Source organism: Haemophilus influenzae, from assembly GCF_019703545.1.
GTDB classification, from domain to species: Bacteria; Pseudomonadota; Gammaproteobacteria; order Enterobacterales; family Pasteurellaceae; genus Haemophilus; species Haemophilus influenzae_E.
In genome coordinates this window covers 203,839-219,111 of record NZ_AP018771.1, presented here as the reverse complement: position 1 = coordinate 219,111, position 15,273 = coordinate 203,839, and the positions used below count along the sequence as shown (strand labels likewise).

Sequence of the window (15,273 nt, the reverse complement as noted above, 5' to 3'; positions counted from 1 at the left end):
CAATGATTGGTTTAGTCGGTCGTAAAGTTGGTATGACCCGTATCTTCAATGAAGACGGTGTTTCTGTACCAGTTACCGTTATCGAAATCGAAGCCAACCGCGTAACTCAAGTTAAAACTCTTGAAAACGATGGCTATACTGCAGTTCAAGTTACTACTGGTTCTAAAAAAGCGAATCGTGTAACTAAACCTGAAGCAGGCCATTTCGTGAAAGCAGGTGTTGAAGCTGGTCGCGGTTTATGGGAATTTCGTACTGAAGGTGAAGAATTCACTTTAGGTCAAGAAATCAATGTAGACATCTTTGCAGATGTTAAAAAAGTAGATGTTACTGGTACTTCTAAAGGTAAAGGTTTCCAAGGCGGTGTTAAACGTTGGAATTTCCGTACTCAAGATGCTACACACGGTAACTCTTTATCACATCGTGTACTTGGTTCTATTGGTCAAAACCAAACTCCGGGTCGTGTGTTTAAAGGTAAAAAAATGGCAGGACATTTAGGTGCTGAACGTGTAACTGTTCAATCACTTGAAGTTGTTCGTGTAGATGCTGAGCGTAAATTGCTATTAGTAAAAGGTTCTGTGCCTGGTGCTATTAATGGCGATGTTATCGTTAAGCCAGCAGTTAAAGCATAAGTCTAGGAGATAGAGATGGAATTACAAGTTGTAGGTGCAAGCGCACTAACTGTTTCTGAAACTACCTTCGGACGTGAGTTTAACGAAGCGTTGATCCACCAAGTTGTTGTTGCTTATGCAGCAGGTGCGCGTCAAGGTACTCGTGCGCAAAAAACTCGTGCTGAAGTGTCTGGTTCAGGTAAAAAACCTTGGCGTCAAAAAGGTACAGGTCGTGCTCGTGCTGGTGATATTAAATCACCAATCTGGCGTTCTGGTGGTACAACCTTCGCGGCTAAACCACAAGATCACAGCCAAAAAGTGAACAAGAAAATGTACCGTGGTGCTATCAAAAGCATTCTTTCTGAATTAGTTCGTCAAGACCGTTTGGTTGTTATTGAAAAATTTGAATTAGATGCACCAAAAACTAAAGTTTTAGTACAAAAATTAAAAGATTTAGCCGTTGAAGATGCGTTAATTATCACAGCAAGTTTAGATGAAAATCTATTCTTAGCAGCACGTAACTTATATAAAGTTGATGTACGTGATGTTCAAGGTATCGATCCAGTTAGCTTAATTGCTTTCGATAAAGTGATTGTTACTATTGATGCTGTGAAACAAATTGAGGAGATCCTAGCATGAGTCAAGAACGTTTGCTAAGCGTGCTACGTGCACCGCACATCTCTGAAAAAGCAACGAACAATGCTGAAAAATCTAACACTGTTGTACTTAAAGTTGCTTTAGATGCGAACAAAGCTGAAATTGCTGCTGCTGTTGCTCAATTATTTGAAGTAAAAGTTGACTCTGTTCGTACTGTGGTTGTTAAAGGTAAAACTAAACGCCGTGGTAACAAAATGGGTCGTCGCAGCGACTGGAAAAAAGCTTATGTAACTTTAGCCGAAGGCCAAAATTTGGACTTCGTGGACAGTGCAGAGTAATCGGAGGAAATTAGAGAATGGCTATCGTTAAATGTAAGCCGACCTCCGCTGGTCGTCGTCACGTTGTTAAAATCGTGAACCCTGAATTACACAAGGGGAAACCTTACGCACCTCTTCTAGATACTAAATCTAAAACTGGTGGTCGTAACAACTATGGTCGTATTACTACTCGTCACATTGGTGGCGGTCACAAACAACACTACCGTTTAATCGATTTCAAACGTAACAAGTTAGACATCCCAGCGGTTGTTGAGCGTTTGGAATATGATCCAAACCGTTCTGCTAACATTGCTTTAGTGCTTTATAAAGATGGTGAACGCCGTTATATCTTAGCACCTAAAGGTTTGTCAGTAGGCGATCAAATCCAAGCTGGCATAAACTCACCAATTAAAGTGGGTAATTCATTACCAATGCGTAATATCCCAGTTGGTTCAACAGTACATAACGTTGAATTAAAACCAGGTAAAGGCGGTCAAATCGCTCGTTCTGCTGGTGCTTATGTACAAATCATCGCACGTGAAGGCAACTATGTAACTTTACGTTTACGTTCTGGCGAGATGCGTAAAGTATTAGCTGAATGTGTTGCAACAATCGGTGAAGTTGGTAACTCAGAACATATGCTTCGCGTATTGGGTAAAGCTGGTGCTAACCGCTGGAGAGGTATTCGCCCTACAGTTCGTGGTACTGCAATGAACCCAGTAGATCACCCACATGGTGGTGGTGAAGGTCGTAACTTTGGTAAACACCCAGTAACTCCTTGGGGCGTTCAAACTAAAGGTAAGAAAACTCGTCACAACAAACGTACTGATAAATATATCGTACGTCGTCGTGGCAAATAATAGATTAAATTAAAGAGGATTAGCCATGCCACGTTCTCTCAAGAAGGGTCCTTTCCTTGACCTACACTTGTTGAAGAAGGTAGAGAAGGCGGTGGAAAGCGGGGATAAAAAACCAATTAAAACTTGGTCCCGTCGTTCAATGATCATTCCATCAATGATCGGATTGACCATCGCAGTCCATAATGGTCGTCAGCACGTTCCTGTTTATGTATCTGATGAAATGATCGGTCATAAGCTTGGTGAATTTGCACCGACTCGTACATACCGCGGTCACGCGGCAGATAAGAAAGCTAAGAAATAAGAGGTAAAGAGATGGAAACTATCGCAAAACATCGTTACGCTCGCACTTCTGCCCAAAAAGCTCGCTTAGTTGCCGATTTAATTCGTGGTAAAAAAGTTGCGCAAGCATTAGAAATTTTAACTTTCACTAACAAAAAAGCAGCAGCTTTAGTGAAGAAAGTTTTAGAATCAGCTATTGCAAACGCAGAGCACAATGACGGTGCAGATATCGATGATCTTAAAGTTGCTAAAATCTTCGTTGATGAAGGTCCTAGCATGAAACGTGTTATGCCACGTGCTAAAGGTCGTGCAGATCGTATTTTAAAACGTACTAGCCACATTACTGTGGTTGTGTCAGATCGTTAATAAGTAGAGGAATAGCAATGGGTCAAAAAGTACATCCACATGGTATTCGCCTAGGTATTGTTAAACCTTGGAGCTCTACTTGGTTCGCGAATACACAAGACTTCGCTGACAATCTTGAAGGCGATTTCAAAGTACGCAAATTCTTAAATAAAGAATTAGCAAATGCTTCAGTTTCACGTATTACTATTGAGCGTCCAGCTAAAAGTATTCGTGTAACTATTCACACAGCTCGTCCTGGTATCGTAATCGGTAAAAAAGGCGAAGATGTTGAAAAATTACGTAACGCAGTGTCTAAAATCGCTGGCGTTCCTGCTCAAATCAACATTGCTGAAGTGAAAAAACCTGAATTAGATGCGAAATTAGTTGCAGATAGCATCGCTTCTCAATTAGAACGTCGTGTAATGTTCCGTCGTGCAATGAAACGTGCGGTACAAAGCGCTATGCGTTTAGGTGCTAAAGGTATCAAAGTTGAGGTTAGCGGTCGTTTAGGTGGTGCAGAAATCGCACGTTCAGAATGGTATCGTGAAGGTCGCGTACCTCTACATACTCTTCGTGCGGACATCGATTATAACACTGCAGAAGCTCACACAACTTACGGCGTAATCGGCGTTAAAGTGTGGATCTTCAAAGGTGAAATTCTTGGTGGAATGGCTGCCGTTGCGCAATCAGAACAACAACCTGCCGATAAGCCTAAAAAGGCTCCTCGCGGTAAAGGTCGTAAGTAAGGAGAAACGCTAAATGTTGCAACCAAAACGTACAAAATTCCGTAAAGTTCACAAAGGCCGCAACCGTGGTATCGCGAGCGGTACTGAAGTTAGTTTCGGTACTTACGGTTTAAAAGCAGTTGGTCGTTGTCGTTTAACCGCTCGTCAAATCGAAGCGGCACGTCGTGCAATGTCACGTGCAGTAAAACGTCAAGGTAAAATCTGGATTCGTGTATTCCCAGATAAACCAATTACTGAAAAACCATTAGAAGTCCGTATGGGTAAAGGTAAAGGTAACGTTGAGTACTGGGTAGCCTTAATCCAACCGGGTAAAGTGCTTTATGAAATGGATGGTGTGTCTGAAGAAGTAGCAAGAAACGCATTTGCATTAGCAGCTGCTAAATTGCCAGTTAAGACCACTTTCGTAACTAAGACGGTGATGTAATGAAAGCTCAAGATTTACGTACAAAAAGTGTTGAAGAGCTGAATGCTGAATTAGTAAACCTTTTAGGTGAACAATTCAAGTTGCGTATGCAGACAGCCACCGGTCAGCTTCAACAAACCCATCAGGCTAAGCAAGTGCGTCGTGATATTGCACGTGTAAAAACTGTATTAACCGAAAAGGCGGGTGAGTAATGACTGATAAAATTCGTAGCGTACAAGGTAAAGTTGTTAGCGACAAAATGGAAAAATCTTTCGTTGTTGCTATTGAACGTAAGGTAAAACACCCTTTATATGGTAAATTTATCCGTCGTACAACTAAATTACACGTACACGATGAGAACAATGAAGCCAAAGTTGGTGATACCGTAGAGATTCGCGAATGTCGCCCTCTATCAAAAACCAAATCTTGGACTTTAGTTCGTGTTGTTGAAAAAGCAGTTATTGCTTAATTAATAACAAAGAGTAATAAAATAAAAGCCAATAGTGTAAATCTATTGGCTTTTTTGTTTTTAAAGTGCGGTTAAAATTCAATGAATTTTAACCGCACTTTTTCTTTTAGGTGTTATTGACATAACACCTAAACAAATACTGAAAAAAATATTTTTAATAATGGTACTTAAGAGAAATTTCTGAAGATCTTGGTTTTGAATATTCTGATGAGTGGAATACTCGTTATTTTGGTCATAGATTAATTAATTTCATCAACGGCGTTGATACCCGTAAAGAAACGATAAAATTAGCAGAGGATAAATTCCCAGAAGAACTTATCAATGATACAGATACTACTGGGAATATTTCTAATGAAGATTGGGATTGGTGGTGCCATTTATCTGATACAATGAAGTATATATTAATACATGATCTTCCTTATCAAGAAGAGGAGATTGGCATCACAGAGTTTTATGATGAAAATGATTTGGATACAGAAGCAGATATATATGATCGAGAGACTTTTGGAATCTTATTAGGAGAATATGTAACAGGATTATATTTGTTAGATGATACTTTTTATAGAGCCAGTGCTTGATAATATAAATATTCCTAACAATGTTTATAGTACAAATATATTTGCTATTCATCATGTTGCAAAGCATATTTTGGGTATTAAAGATCTAGATAAACGTTTAAAATCTGGTGATATTGAATTAGTTCGTGAATTAGGAGAAGTAACAATTGGTGGTAAGGAGAAGTATTTTTACTCTTTTGCAACTAAATATTGTAGTCATCATAATCCAATTGCTTTCCCAATTTATGATAGCTATGTGGAGCAAGATCTCCTCTATTTTAATAAAGTAGATAAATTTTCAGCCTTTAAAAGGAAAGATTTAAAAAATTACAGAAAATTTAAAGAGATTTTGATAGATTTTCAAAGATTTTATAAATTAGAAAGATTTAACTTAAAAGAGCTCGATCTGTATCTTTGGCTTTTAGGCAAGGAAATTTTCCCAAAATCTAAAAACTGATGAATTTATCTAAGGTAAGAGAAGAGAGCGTTTCATTTTTTCTGCAGTTTATTTTTCATTCGATAAATTTTTGAGAGGATGAGGATATTTTTATAATTCCAAAAGTGCGGTAAATTTTAACTGGATTATTTAGTAAATAGATCAATAAGAGGAAGGTAAATTATCATTGCCTTTCTCTTTTTCTTTTGATAAAATCCGCCGCCTATCCGCCATTCTATCTGAATAGTGTGGATGGGTTCGTCCCGAAAGGGTGTTTTTTTAATCTTAACGGAGCACTAATATGATCCAAGAACAGACTATGCTGGATGTTGCTGATAATTCAGGCGCTCGCAGCGTAATGTGTATCAAGGTTCTAGGTGGATCGCACCGTCGTTATGCTGCGATTGGTGACATCATCAAAATTACTGTAAAAGAAGCAATTCCACGCGGTAAAGTAAAAAAAGGTGATGTATTAAAAGCAGTTGTTGTGCGCACCAAGAAGGGTGTTCGTCGCCCAGATGGCTCAGTTATTCGTTTCGATGGTAACGCTTGTGTAATTTTAAATAATAACACTGAGCAACCAATCGGTACTCGTATTTTTGGACCAGTGACTCGTGAACTTCGTTCTGAGAAATTCATGAAGATCATTTCTTTAGCTCCAGAAGTACTGTAAGGGGAATGTAATGGCTGCTAAAATCCGTCAAAATGATGAAGTAATTGTTCTTACTGGTAAAGATAAGGGCAAGCGTGGCAAGGTAACTAAAGTGTTACCAAACGGTAAAGTGTTTGTTGAAGGTATCAACATCATTACTAAACATGAAAAACCAGTTCCTGCATTAGGAAAGGCTGGTGGTTTGGTGAAAAAAGAAGCTGCAATTGACGCTTCAAATGTTGCGATTTTCAATCCTAAAACAAATAAAGCTGACCGTGTAGGTTTTAGATTCGAAGACGGCAAAAAAGTACGTTTCTTCAAATCTAACAATGAAATTATCTAACAAACTGGAGTAATGCGATGGCGAAACTGCATGATTACTACAGAGATCAAGTAGTAAGCGAATTAAAAAATAAATTCGGCTACAAATCTGTCATGCAAGTCCCACGAATCGAAAAGATTACCCTGAATATGGGTGTGGGTGAAGCATTGACCGACAAAAAATTGCTAGACAACGCAGTAGCGGACTTAGCAGCAATCAGCGGTCAAAAACCTTTAGTAACTAAAGCTCGTAAATCTGTTGCTGGCTTTAAAATCCGTCAGGGATATCCAATCGGTTGTAAAGTAACACTACGCGGTGAGCGTATGTGGGAGTTCTTTGAACGTTTAATTACAATTGCTGTTCCACGTATTCGTGACTTCCGCGGTTTAAGTGCGAAATCATTCGATGGTCGTGGTAACTATAGCATGGGTGTGCGTGAACAAATCATCTTCCCTGAAATCGATTACGATAAAGTAGATCGTGTACGTGGTTTAGATATCACTATCACAACTACTGCTAAGAATGATGAAGAAGGTCAAGCACTACTTGCTGCCTTTAATTTCCCATTCCGTAAATAAGGCAGGTTATAATGGCTAAACAATCAATGAAAGCACGCGATGTAAAACGCGTTAAATTGGCTGAAAAATTCTACGCAAAACGTGTTGAATTAAAGAAAATCATTTCTGATGTCAATGCCTCTGATGAAGATCGTTGGGATGCAGTGTTAAAGTTACAAACTTTACCACGTGATTCTAGCCCATCTCGTCAACGTAACCGTTGCCGCCAAACTGGACGTCCTCATGGCGTTTTACGTAAGTTTGGTTTAAGCCGAATTAAGGTTCGTGAAGCTGCAATGCGCGGTGAAATCCCAGGCCTTAAAAAAGCGAGCTGGTAATATACCACTTTATTTTGGAATCGGAGAAAAAGTACAATGAGTATGCAAGATCCAATCGCAGATATGCTGACCCGTATTCGTAACGGTCAAGCTGCGAACAAAGTTGCAATCAATATGCCTTCTTCCAAGCTAAAAGTGGCAATTGCCAACGTATTAGCTGCTGAAGGTTATATCGAAAGCGTAAAAGTTTTAGAAGGTGCTAAACCTGAATTGGAAATTACTTTAAAATATTTCCAAGGCAAACCAGTTGTAGAAAGCATCCAACGTGTAAGTCGTCCTGGTCTTCGTATTTACAAACGTAAAGATGAATTACCAAAAGTTATGGGCGGTTTAGGTGTTGCAGTTATTTCTACATCTAAAGGTGTTATGACTGACCGTGCTGCTCGTCAAGCAGGTTTAGGCGGTGAGATCATCTGTTATGTAGCTTAATAGAGAGGTAGGAAAATGTCTCGTGTTGCAAAGGCACCTGTTAATATTCCTGCCGGCGTTGAAGTTAAACTCGACGGTCAGCTATTAACAGTAAAAGGTAAAAATGGCGAGTTATCTCGCAAAATTCATGAATCAGTTGAAGTAAAACAAGATAACGGACAATTTACGTTCACTCCACGTGAAGGTTTTGTTGAAGCAAATGCTCAATCGGGTACTGCACGTGCATTAGTTAATGCAATGGTTATCGGTGTTACTGAAGGTTTCATTAAAAAATTAGTATTGGTGGGTGTAGGTTACAGAGCTCAACTTAAAGGTAACGCAATTGCATTAAGTTTAGGCTATTCTCACCCAGTAGAGCACACTTTGCCGGTAGGTATTACTGCAGAATGTCCATCTCAAACCGAAATCGTGTTGAAAGGTGCAGACAAACAGTTGATCGGTCAAGTTGCAGCAGATATTCGTGCTTATCGCCGTCCTGAGCCTTATAAAGGTAAAGGGGTACGTTACGCTGATGAAGTGGTACGTATCAAAGAGGCTAAGAAGAAATAATTAAGGTAACACTATGGATAAGAAATCAGCTCGTATCCGTCGTGCAGCTCGTGCACGTCATATGATGAGAGAGCAAGGTGTAACTCGTTTAGTTATTCACCGCACTCCACGTCATATTTATGCACAAGTTATTGCACCAAACGGTTCAGAAGTGCTTGCCGCTGCTTCAACTGTTGAGAAAGCAATTCGTGAGCAAGTAAAATACACCGGTAATAAAGATGCTGCAGCAGCAGTAGGTAAAGCTGTTGCAGAACGCGCATTAGCAAAAGGCGTTCAAGCTGTTGCTTTTGATCGTTCCGGTTTTAAATATCATGGACGTGTCCAAACTTTAGCGGACGCTGCACGTGAAGCTGGTCTACAGTTCTAATGAGGTAAATTGAGATGTCAAACATCGAAAAACAAGTTGGTGAACTGCAAGAGAAGCTAATCGCAGTAAACCGTGTATCAAAAACTGTAAAAGGTGGTCGTATTATGAGTTTCACTGCATTAACTGTGGTGGGCGATGGTAATGGCCGAGTAGGTTTTGGTTATGGTAAAGCTCGCGAAGTTCCAGCAGCGATCCAAAAAGCGATGGAAAAAGCACGTCGCAATATGATTAATGTCGCTTTAAATGAAGGTACATTACAACATCCAGTTAAAGGTGTTCATACTGGTTCACGTGTATTTATGCAGCCAGCAAGTGAAGGTACAGGTATCATCGCTGGTGGTGCAATGCGTGCGGTATTGGAAGTTGCAGGTGTACGTAACGTTCTTTCTAAAGCGTATGGTTCTACCAACCCAATTAACGTTGTTCGTGCAACTATTGATGCATTAGCAAATATGAAATCACCAGAAATGGTTGCTGCAAAACGCGGTAAAACTGTTGATGAAATCTTGGGGTAATGAATAATGGCTAAAACTATTAAAGTAACACAAGTTCGTAGCTCAATTGCTCGTTTACCGAAGCATAAAGCTACCTTGCGTGGTCTTGGTCTTCGCCATATGCACCACACTGTTGAGTTAATTGATACGCCTGCAGTACGTGGTATGATTAACCAAGTTTCATACATGGTTAAAGTGGAGGAGTAAGAGATGCGTTTAAATACTCTATCTCCGGCTGAAGGTGCAAAGCATAGTGCTAAACGCCTCGGTCGTGGTATTGGTTCAGGTTTAGGCAAGACTGGTGGCCGCGGTCATAAAGGTCAAAAATCTCGTACTAGTGGCGGTGTTCGTCGCGGTTTCGAAGGTGGTCAAATGCCGTTATACCGTCGTTTACCAAAATTTGGTTTTACTTCAATGAAATCTGCAGTGACTGCAGAAGTTCGTTTAAATGAATTAACCAAAGTTGAAGGTAATGTAGTAACTTTAGAAACATTAAAAGCAGCAAATATCTTAACTAAAGATATCCAATTCGCTAAAGTAATTTTAGCAGGAGAAGTGAAATCTGCAGTAACGGTACGCGGTTTACGTGTAACTAAAGGTGCAAAAGCAGCAATTGAAGCTGCTGGCGGTTCAATTGAGGAATAATTAGCAAATGGCTAAACAACCAGGTTATCAAGCAAGAAGTACTAATAGCGGTAAAGGTGAATTAAAAAGCCGATTGCTTTTCGTTTTAGGTGCACTTATCGTTTATCGAATTGGTTCATTCATTCCGGTTCCTGGTATTGATGCGGCTGTTCTAGCTCAATTAGTTGAACAACAAAAAGGCACTATCATTGACATGTTTAACATGTTCTCTGGTGGTGCTCTAAGCCGTGCATCCATTTTAGCATTAGGAATCATGCCATATATATCGGCATCTATTGTAATTCAATTGCTTGCAACGGTTTCTCCTGCTTTAGCAGAATTAAAGAAAGAAGGTGCTGCTGGTCAGCGTAAAATTTCTAAATATACTCGTTATGCGACAGTTGTTTTTGCAACGATTCAGGCAGTAGCTATTTCAACAGGCTTACCAAATATGTTGTCTGGCTTAGTGCCAAATGTTGGATTTAGTTTTTACTTCACTTCAGTTGTTAGTTTAGTCACTGGGACAATGTTCCTTATGTGGTTGGGTGAGCAAATAACTGAAAGAGGTATTGGTAACGGTATTTCAATTCTTGTTTTTGGCGGTATTGTAGCTGGTTTACCATCGGCTATTCTTCAAACTATTGAGCAGGCTCGTCAAGGACAGATGCATCCATTAGTTCTTCTTCTGATCGCAGCTATTGTATTTGCAGTAACTTATTTTGTTGTTTTTGTTGAAAGAGGACAACGTAGAATTCGCGTTGAATATGCGAAGCGTCAGCAAGGTCGTCAAATTTTAGGTGGTCATTCAACACATTTACCATTGAAAGTGAATATGGCAAATGTAATGCCAGCAATTTTTGCTTCAAGTATTATTTTATTCCCAGCTACATTAACACAATGGTTTGGGCAAAATGATAAATTTGAATGGTTAAATAATTTATCAATGTTATTGAATCCTGGTCAACCACTTTATTTGCTTGTTTATGCTGTTGCAATTATTTTCTTCAGTTTTTTCTATACAGCAATGCAATATAATCCTCGTGATACAGCAGATAATCTAAAAAAATCTGGTGCATTTATTCCAGGAATTAGACCCGGTGAACAAACATCACGTTATATTGATAAAGTGATGACTCGTCTTACATTAATTGGCGGTCTCTATGTAACGTTTGTATGTTTAGTTCCTTATATTATGACATCGGCTTGGGATGTTAAATTTTACTTCGGTGGAACATCTCTTTTAATTGTAGTCGTTGTAATTATGGATTTCATCGTTCAGGTTCAAAGTCATTTAATGTCTTCTCAATATGAATCTGCGTTGAAAAAAGCAAACCTTAAGGGTTTTGGACAATAATTGTTCATTTAAAGTAAAAGGATAAGCAATGAAAGTTCGTGCTTCCGTAAAGAAAATGTGTCGTAACTGTAAGATTGTTAAACGTGAGGGTGTTGTACGCGTATTGTGTAGCGACCCTAAACACAAACAACGTCAAGGTTAATTAACATTTTTCTTGCCAAGAACCAGTTGAGTAGTTATACTGCTCAACTCATTTATGTCCTTGATATTCTGTTTGAGTATCCTGAAAACGGGCTTTTCAAGATCAGAATATCAAATTAATTAAAATATAGGAGTGCATAGTGGCCCGTATTGCAGGCATTAACATTCCTGATCATAAACACGCTGTAATCGCTTTAACTGCCATTTACGGTATTGGTAAAACTCGTTCACAAGCTATTTGTGCAGCAGCGGGTATTGCTGAAGATGTTAAGATCAGAGAATTGTCTGAAGAGCAGATTGACAAACTGCGTGACGAAGTTGGTAAATTTACCGTTGAAGGTGACTTACGTCGTGAAGTAACACTAAACATCAAACGTCTTTTAGACTTAGGATGCTATCGTGGTTTACGTCATCGTCGTAGTTTACCAGTACGTGGTCAACGTACTAAAACTAATGCGCGTACCCGTAAGGGTCCACGTAAGCCGATCAAAAAATAGTCGGGGTAAATAAGAATGGCTAAAACACCAGTTCGTGCACGTAAACGTGTAAAAAAACAAGTTGTAGATGGCGTAGCACATATTCACGCATCTTTCAATAATACAATCGTTACTATTACTGACCGTCAAGGTAATGCTCTAGCTTGGGCAACTGCAGGTGGTTCAGGTTTCCGTGGTTCTCGTAAATCAACTCCGTTCGCAGCGCAAGTTGCGGCAGAGCGTTGTGCTGAAATCGTTAAAGAATTTGGCTTAAAGAACTTGGAAGTTATGGTTAAAGGTCCGGGTCCAGGTCGTGAATCTACAATTCGCGCGTTAAACGCAGCGGGTTTCCGTATCACGAATATTACTGATGTGACTCCGATTCCTCATAACGGTTGTCGTCCACCGAAAAAACGTCGTGTTTAAGACGTATAGGATAGTTGGAGAAAGAAAATGGCAAGATATTTGGGTCCTAAACTCAAGCTCAGCCGTCGTGAAGGCACTGATTTATTCCTTAAATCAGGCGTGCGTGCGATTGATTCAAAATGTAAAATTGATACAGCACCGGGTCAGCACGGTGCTCGTAAACCGCGTTTGTCTGACTATGGTAGTCAGTTACGTGAAAAACAAAAAGTTCGTCGTATCTATGGTATTTTAGAACGTCAATTCCGTAACTACTATAAAGAAGCAAACCGTTTGAAAGGTAACACTGGTGAAAATTTATTAGTGTTATTAGAAGGTAGATTGGATAACGTTGTTTATCGCATGGGATTTGCTGCAACTCGCGCAGAGGCTCGTCAATTAGTGAGTCATAAAGCAATTGTTGTGAATGGTCGTGTTGTTAATATTCCATCTTTCCAAGTTTCTGTAAATGATGTAGTTGCTATTCGTGAAAAATCGAAAAAACAAGCTCGTATTAAAGCATCATTAGAATTAGCAGAGCAAAGAGAAAAACCAACATGGTTAGAAGTTGATTCTGCAAAAATGGAAGGTGTATTCAAACGTGTTCCTGAACGTTCTGATTTATCAGCAGACATTAACGAACATCTGATCGTTGAGCTTTACTCTAAATAATAGTTAAGCTTAAAACCAAAGAGAGGATAAAATGCAGGGTTCTGTTACAGAATTTTTAAAACCACGTTTAGTAGATATTGAACAAATTAGTTCAACACATGCTAAAGTGATCTTAGAACCGTTAGAGCGTGGTTTTGGTCATACTCTAGGTAATGCATTGCGTCGTATCCTTCTGTCTTCAATGCCAGGTTGTGCTGTAACTGAAGTAGAAATTGATGGCGTATTGCATGAATATAGTAGTAAGGAAGGTGTTCAAGAAGATATTCTTGAAGTACTTTTGAACCTTAAAGGTCTAGCGGTTAAAGTACAGAATAAAGATGACGTTATTCTGACATTAAATAAATCTGGAATTGGCCCTGTTGTTGCAGCGGACATTACCCATGATGGTGATGTTGAAATTGTAAATCCAGATCATGTGATTTGTCATTTAACTGATGAAAACGCTTCAATTAGTATGCGTATACGTGTTCAGCGTGGTAGAGGATATGTTCCTGCTTCATCTCGTACACATACGCAAGAAGAACGTCCAATTGGTCGTTTGCTTGTTGATGCTTGTTATAGTCCGGTTGAACGAATTGCGTATAATGTAGAGGCAGCTCGTGTTGAGCAGCGTACAGATTTGGATAAGCTCGTTATTGAGTTAGAAACTAATGGTGCACTTGAGCCAGAAGAAGCAATTCGTCGTGCAGCAACAATCTTGGCGGAGCAACTTGATGCATTCGTTGATTTACGTGATGTTCGTCAGCCTGAGATTAAGGAAGAAAAACCGGAATTTGATCCGATTTTATTACGTCCTGTAGATGATTTAGAGCTGACAGTTCGTTCTGCTAACTGTTTGAAAGCAGAAACAATTCATTATATCGGTGATTTAGTGCAACGTACTGAAGTAGAATTATTAAAAACCCCTAATCTTGGTAAGAAATCTCTTACTGAAATTAAGGATGTTCTTGCTTCTCGTGGCTTGTCACTTGGTATGCGCCTTGAAAATTGGCCGCCAGCAAGTATTGCTGAAGACTAGTTTGGTCATAGGTTAAGATTTTTCTGAGAAGGATAAGATCATGCGCCATCGTAAGAGTGGTCGTCAACTAAACCGTAATAGTAGTCATCGTCAAGCGATGTTCCGTAACTTAGCAAGTGCTTTAGTTAGTCATGAAATCATTAAGACTACTTTGCCTAAAGCTAAAGAATTACGCCGTGTAGTTGAACCGTTAATTACATTAGCAAAAGTAGATAGCGTTGCTAACCGTCGTTTAGCATTCGCTCGTACTCGCAACGTTGAAACTGTTGCAAAATTATTTAATGAATTAGGTCCACGTTTTGCTCAACGTGCAGGTGGTTACACTCGCATTTTGAAATGTGGTTTCCGTGCAGGCGATAATGCACCAATGGCATACATTGAGTTAGTTGATCGTCCAGAAGTTGCTGAGGCAACAACTGAGGAATAAAAATTAATTCTAAAAAGAAGCTCACTTTATATAGTGGGCTTTTTTATTTTATAAATTACAAAAATCTTTATCTGATTTAATCATTACTTAGATATATTATTTACAATCAGCGAGCAGTGGTAAATTTTAAGAGCATATTCGTAGATGTCGTGTATTTTTATCTAAAATTCCTTGTTTTTTAAGCTCTCTACTAATACGAATTGCGGTTTCAGTTTCACATCCACAAAATTCCGCTACTTCTCGGTAGGTCCAAGGATAATCGGGATAACTGTCAGTTAAATTTTCAATGGCATCAATAATACGTTCGTAACTACGCTTATAAGCTGTATTACTTATTCGGTGTTCTGCATCATATAATTCATTAGAAAGTTGTTTCATAAGATAACAAGAAAAATCAGGGTTATTTGCAATAAAATTTGCGTGATTACCAGGAAATATTCTAACTATATCGGCTTCCATTAATACTTTTGCACTGCAATGATAAGATGTTTCACTAAAAATAGTACGAAAACCAAAATATTCATTAGCGTGATAAAGTCGAGTCAATGTTTCTTTGCCATTTTCCAGACTATGATACAGACCAACTAGCCCTTGTTTTAAAAAATAAAATTCTTTAGGCTTCTCGCCTTGTGCATAAATTAAGCTGTTTTTTTCTAGAGTTTTACTCTCAGAAATAATACATTTATTTAAGTTTTGTGGTAGATAATAGGGCAATGTAAACATAAAGGCGTCTTTTAATATATAAATAACTTTAGATTACTATACAAATTTCTATATTTTTCTGCTATAAGCAAATTATAAAAATGTGAAGTGTTTAACAAAATTTTGAGCTAG

28 protein-coding genes and 1 pseudogene are annotated in these 15,273 nt (G+C 38.9%); 28 read left to right on the top strand and 1 reads right to left on the bottom strand.

Going from position 1 to position 15,273, the window contains the following annotated elements; all coding sequences use genetic code 11:
• Positions 1–2: 2 nt before the first annotated feature.
• The 28 genes and pseudogenes from rplC (at position 3) to rplQ (ending at position 14,439) form a co-directional block, all read left to right on the top strand.
• Complete coding sequence (rplC, locus tag K6J66_RS01120) at positions 3–629, top strand: 50S ribosomal protein L3 (protein ID WP_005632753.1); 627 nt, start codon at positions 3–5, stop codon at positions 627–629.
• 15 nt (positions 630–644) lie between these two features.
• The gene (gene rplD, locus K6J66_RS01115; RefSeq protein ID WP_038440194.1) at positions 645–1,247 is read left to right on the top strand and encodes a 50S ribosomal protein L4; all 603 of its coding nucleotides are present in this window, start codon (positions 645–647) and stop codon (positions 1,245–1,247) included.
• Positions 1,244–1,543 (top strand): 50S ribosomal protein L23, encoded by a 300-nt coding sequence (rplW, locus tag K6J66_RS01110; RefSeq protein WP_005632756.1) that lies wholly within the window; start codon positions 1,244–1,246, stop codon positions 1,541–1,543. The genes rplD and rplW overlap by 4 nt, the downstream gene beginning before the upstream one ends.
• A gap of 17 nt (positions 1,544–1,560) precedes the next feature.
• Positions 1,561–2,382, top strand: coding sequence for a 50S ribosomal protein L2 (gene rplB / locus K6J66_RS01105; RefSeq protein ID WP_005652371.1), 822 nt, complete (start codon positions 1,561–1,563; stop codon positions 2,380–2,382).
• 25 nt (positions 2,383–2,407) lie between these two features.
• Positions 2,408–2,683, top strand: coding sequence for a 30S ribosomal protein S19 (gene rpsS / locus K6J66_RS01100; protein ID WP_005539416.1), 276 nt, complete (start codon positions 2,408–2,410; stop codon positions 2,681–2,683).
• Positions 2,684–2,694: 11 nt separating this feature from the next.
• Entirely contained in the window at positions 2,695–3,027 is a 333-nt protein-coding gene (rplV, locus tag K6J66_RS01095; protein WP_005625897.1) for a 50S ribosomal protein L22, read from the top strand.
• A 17-nt stretch (positions 3,028–3,044) separates the two neighbouring features.
• A complete protein-coding gene (gene rpsC / locus K6J66_RS01090) occupies positions 3,045–3,752 on the top strand; it encodes a 30S ribosomal protein S3 (protein ID WP_005625894.1) in 708 nt (235 codons plus the stop codon).
• A gap of 13 nt (positions 3,753–3,765) precedes the next feature.
• On the top strand, positions 3,766–4,176 hold the full coding sequence (gene rplP / locus K6J66_RS01085; RefSeq protein WP_005648425.1) for a 50S ribosomal protein L16: 411 nt from the start codon (positions 3,766–3,768) through the stop codon (positions 4,174–4,176).
• Entirely contained in the window at positions 4,176–4,367 is a 192-nt protein-coding gene (rpmC, locus tag K6J66_RS01080; protein WP_005625888.1) for a 50S ribosomal protein L29, read from the top strand. Before rplP ends, rpmC begins: the two co-directional genes overlap by 1 nt.
• Complete coding sequence (rpsQ, locus tag K6J66_RS01075; protein WP_005625886.1) at positions 4,367–4,624, top strand: 30S ribosomal protein S17; 258 nt, start codon at positions 4,367–4,369, stop codon at positions 4,622–4,624. Before rpmC ends, rpsQ begins: the two co-directional genes overlap by 1 nt.
• A gap of 389 nt (positions 4,625–5,013) precedes the next feature.
• Positions 5,014–5,638: pseudogene (locus K6J66_RS01070) on the top strand (hypothetical protein).
• Positions 5,639–5,918: 280 nt separating this feature from the next.
• Positions 5,919–6,290, top strand: a complete 372-nt coding sequence (gene rplN, locus K6J66_RS01065) for a 50S ribosomal protein L14 (protein WP_005548786.1) — start codon at positions 5,919–5,921, stop codon at positions 6,288–6,290.
• Between the two features lie 10 nt (positions 6,291–6,300).
• On the top strand, positions 6,301–6,612 hold the full coding sequence (rplX, locus tag K6J66_RS01060; RefSeq protein ID WP_005635734.1) for a 50S ribosomal protein L24: 312 nt from the start codon (positions 6,301–6,303) through the stop codon (positions 6,610–6,612).
• Positions 6,613–6,629: 17 nt separating this feature from the next.
• On the top strand, positions 6,630–7,169 hold the full coding sequence (gene rplE, locus K6J66_RS01055; RefSeq protein WP_005625881.1) for a 50S ribosomal protein L5: 540 nt from the start codon (positions 6,630–6,632) through the stop codon (positions 7,167–7,169).
• A gap of 11 nt (positions 7,170–7,180) precedes the next feature.
• Complete coding sequence (gene rpsN, locus K6J66_RS01050) at positions 7,181–7,486, top strand: 30S ribosomal protein S14 (RefSeq protein WP_005625879.1); 306 nt, start codon at positions 7,181–7,183, stop codon at positions 7,484–7,486.
• A 36-nt stretch (positions 7,487–7,522) separates the two neighbouring features.
• The gene (gene rpsH / locus K6J66_RS01045) at positions 7,523–7,915 is read left to right on the top strand and encodes a 30S ribosomal protein S8 (protein WP_005625877.1); all 393 of its coding nucleotides are present in this window, start codon (positions 7,523–7,525) and stop codon (positions 7,913–7,915) included.
• A 15-nt stretch (positions 7,916–7,930) separates the two neighbouring features.
• Positions 7,931–8,464 carry a 50S ribosomal protein L6 gene (rplF, locus tag K6J66_RS01040; RefSeq protein WP_005648412.1) on the top strand — a complete coding sequence of 178 codons (534 nt, stop codon included), beginning with the start codon at positions 7,931–7,933 and terminating at the stop codon, positions 8,462–8,464.
• 13 nt (positions 8,465–8,477) lie between these two features.
• Positions 8,478–8,831 (top strand): 50S ribosomal protein L18, encoded by a 354-nt coding sequence (gene rplR, locus K6J66_RS01035; RefSeq protein ID WP_005625873.1) that lies wholly within the window; start codon positions 8,478–8,480, stop codon positions 8,829–8,831.
• A gap of 14 nt (positions 8,832–8,845) precedes the next feature.
• Positions 8,846–9,346 (top strand): 30S ribosomal protein S5, encoded by a 501-nt coding sequence (gene rpsE, locus K6J66_RS01030; protein ID WP_005625871.1) that lies wholly within the window; start codon positions 8,846–8,848, stop codon positions 9,344–9,346.
• A 6-nt stretch (positions 9,347–9,352) separates the two neighbouring features.
• Positions 9,353–9,532, top strand: coding sequence for a 50S ribosomal protein L30 (gene rpmD, locus K6J66_RS01025; RefSeq protein WP_005543631.1), 180 nt, complete (start codon positions 9,353–9,355; stop codon positions 9,530–9,532).
• Positions 9,533–9,535: 3 nt separating this feature from the next.
• On the top strand, positions 9,536–9,970 hold the full coding sequence (gene rplO, locus K6J66_RS01020; RefSeq protein ID WP_038440193.1) for a 50S ribosomal protein L15: 435 nt from the start codon (positions 9,536–9,538) through the stop codon (positions 9,968–9,970).
• 7 nt (positions 9,971–9,977) lie between these two features.
• Positions 9,978–11,303 carry a preprotein translocase subunit SecY gene (gene secY / locus K6J66_RS01015; protein ID WP_005652382.1) on the top strand — a complete coding sequence of 442 codons (1,326 nt, stop codon included), beginning with the start codon at positions 9,978–9,980 and terminating at the stop codon, positions 11,301–11,303.
• A 28-nt stretch (positions 11,304–11,331) separates the two neighbouring features.
• Complete coding sequence (rpmJ, locus tag K6J66_RS01010; RefSeq protein WP_005625868.1) at positions 11,332–11,445, top strand: 50S ribosomal protein L36; 114 nt, start codon at positions 11,332–11,334, stop codon at positions 11,443–11,445.
• 139 nt (positions 11,446–11,584) lie between these two features.
• Positions 11,585–11,941 (top strand): 30S ribosomal protein S13, encoded by a 357-nt coding sequence (gene rpsM, locus K6J66_RS01005; protein WP_005648406.1) that lies wholly within the window; start codon positions 11,585–11,587, stop codon positions 11,939–11,941.
• A 15-nt stretch (positions 11,942–11,956) separates the two neighbouring features.
• On the top strand, positions 11,957–12,346 hold the full coding sequence (gene rpsK / locus K6J66_RS01000) for a 30S ribosomal protein S11 (protein ID WP_005543603.1): 390 nt from the start codon (positions 11,957–11,959) through the stop codon (positions 12,344–12,346).
• A 27-nt stretch (positions 12,347–12,373) separates the two neighbouring features.
• Positions 12,374–12,994, top strand: coding sequence for a 30S ribosomal protein S4 (gene rpsD, locus K6J66_RS00995; RefSeq protein ID WP_005648404.1), 621 nt, complete (start codon positions 12,374–12,376; stop codon positions 12,992–12,994).
• 31 nt (positions 12,995–13,025) lie between these two features.
• Positions 13,026–14,012 carry a DNA-directed RNA polymerase subunit alpha gene (locus K6J66_RS00990; RefSeq protein ID WP_005648402.1) on the top strand — a complete coding sequence of 329 codons (987 nt, stop codon included), beginning with the start codon at positions 13,026–13,028 and terminating at the stop codon, positions 14,010–14,012.
• 40 nt (positions 14,013–14,052) lie between these two features.
• Entirely contained in the window at positions 14,053–14,439 is a 387-nt protein-coding gene (gene rplQ, locus K6J66_RS00985) for a 50S ribosomal protein L17 (RefSeq protein WP_005648400.1), read from the top strand.
• Positions 14,440–14,565: 126 nt separating this feature from the next.
• Here the strand turns inward: rplQ and K6J66_RS00980 are convergent, their stop codons facing one another.
• Positions 14,566–15,162: a Crp/Fnr family transcriptional regulator gene (locus K6J66_RS00980; RefSeq protein WP_038440192.1), complete on the bottom strand. Its 597-nt coding sequence runs from the start codon at positions 15,160–15,162 to the stop codon at positions 14,566–14,568.
• Between the last annotated feature and the right edge of the window lie 111 nt (positions 15,163–15,273).

Bases quoted from the DNA above. Each gene is read 5' to 3' on its own strand.
- rplC (WP_005632753.1), top strand. From the start codon at position 3: ATGATTGGTTTAGTCGGTCGTAAAGTTGGTATGACCCGTATCTTCAAT.
- rplD (WP_038440194.1), top strand. From the start codon at position 645: ATGGAATTACAAGTTGTAGGTGCAAGCGCACTAACTGTTTCTGAAACT.
- rplW (WP_005632756.1), top strand. From the start codon at position 1,244: ATGAGTCAAGAACGTTTGCTAAGCGTGCTACGTGCACCGCACATCTCT.
- rplB (WP_005652371.1), top strand. From the start codon at position 1,561: ATGGCTATCGTTAAATGTAAGCCGACCTCCGCTGGTCGTCGTCACGTT.
- rpsS (WP_005539416.1), top strand. From the start codon at position 2,408: ATGCCACGTTCTCTCAAGAAGGGTCCTTTCCTTGACCTACACTTGTTG.
- rplV (WP_005625897.1), top strand. From the start codon at position 2,695: ATGGAAACTATCGCAAAACATCGTTACGCTCGCACTTCTGCCCAAAAA.
- rpsC (WP_005625894.1), top strand. From the start codon at position 3,045: ATGGGTCAAAAAGTACATCCACATGGTATTCGCCTAGGTATTGTTAAA.
- rplP (WP_005648425.1), top strand. From the start codon at position 3,766: ATGTTGCAACCAAAACGTACAAAATTCCGTAAAGTTCACAAAGGCCGC.
- rpmC (WP_005625888.1), top strand. From the start codon at position 4,176: ATGAAAGCTCAAGATTTACGTACAAAAAGTGTTGAAGAGCTGAATGCT.
- rpsQ (WP_005625886.1), top strand. From the start codon at position 4,367: ATGACTGATAAAATTCGTAGCGTACAAGGTAAAGTTGTTAGCGACAAA.
- rplN (WP_005548786.1), top strand. From the start codon at position 5,919: ATGATCCAAGAACAGACTATGCTGGATGTTGCTGATAATTCAGGCGCT.
- rplX (WP_005635734.1), top strand. From the start codon at position 6,301: ATGGCTGCTAAAATCCGTCAAAATGATGAAGTAATTGTTCTTACTGGT.
- rplE (WP_005625881.1), top strand. From the start codon at position 6,630: ATGGCGAAACTGCATGATTACTACAGAGATCAAGTAGTAAGCGAATTA.
- rpsN (WP_005625879.1), top strand. From the start codon at position 7,181: ATGGCTAAACAATCAATGAAAGCACGCGATGTAAAACGCGTTAAATTG.
- rpsH (WP_005625877.1), top strand. From the start codon at position 7,523: ATGAGTATGCAAGATCCAATCGCAGATATGCTGACCCGTATTCGTAAC.
- rplF (WP_005648412.1), top strand. From the start codon at position 7,931: ATGTCTCGTGTTGCAAAGGCACCTGTTAATATTCCTGCCGGCGTTGAA.
- rplR (WP_005625873.1), top strand. From the start codon at position 8,478: ATGGATAAGAAATCAGCTCGTATCCGTCGTGCAGCTCGTGCACGTCAT.
- rpsE (WP_005625871.1), top strand. From the start codon at position 8,846: ATGTCAAACATCGAAAAACAAGTTGGTGAACTGCAAGAGAAGCTAATC.
- rpmD (WP_005543631.1), top strand. From the start codon at position 9,353: ATGGCTAAAACTATTAAAGTAACACAAGTTCGTAGCTCAATTGCTCGT.
- rplO (WP_038440193.1), top strand. From the start codon at position 9,536: ATGCGTTTAAATACTCTATCTCCGGCTGAAGGTGCAAAGCATAGTGCT.
- secY (WP_005652382.1), top strand. From the start codon at position 9,978: ATGGCTAAACAACCAGGTTATCAAGCAAGAAGTACTAATAGCGGTAAA.
- rpmJ (WP_005625868.1), top strand. From the start codon at position 11,332: ATGAAAGTTCGTGCTTCCGTAAAGAAAATGTGTCGTAACTGTAAGATT.
- rpsK (WP_005543603.1), top strand. From the start codon at position 11,957: ATGGCTAAAACACCAGTTCGTGCACGTAAACGTGTAAAAAAACAAGTT.
- rpsD (WP_005648404.1), top strand. From the start codon at position 12,374: ATGGCAAGATATTTGGGTCCTAAACTCAAGCTCAGCCGTCGTGAAGGC.
- K6J66_RS00990 (WP_005648402.1), top strand. From the start codon at position 13,026: ATGCAGGGTTCTGTTACAGAATTTTTAAAACCACGTTTAGTAGATATT.
- rplQ (WP_005648400.1), top strand. From the start codon at position 14,053: ATGCGCCATCGTAAGAGTGGTCGTCAACTAAACCGTAATAGTAGTCAT.
- K6J66_RS00980 (WP_038440192.1), bottom strand. From the start codon at position 15,162: ATGTTTACATTGCCCTATTATCTACCACAAAACTTAAATAAATGTATT.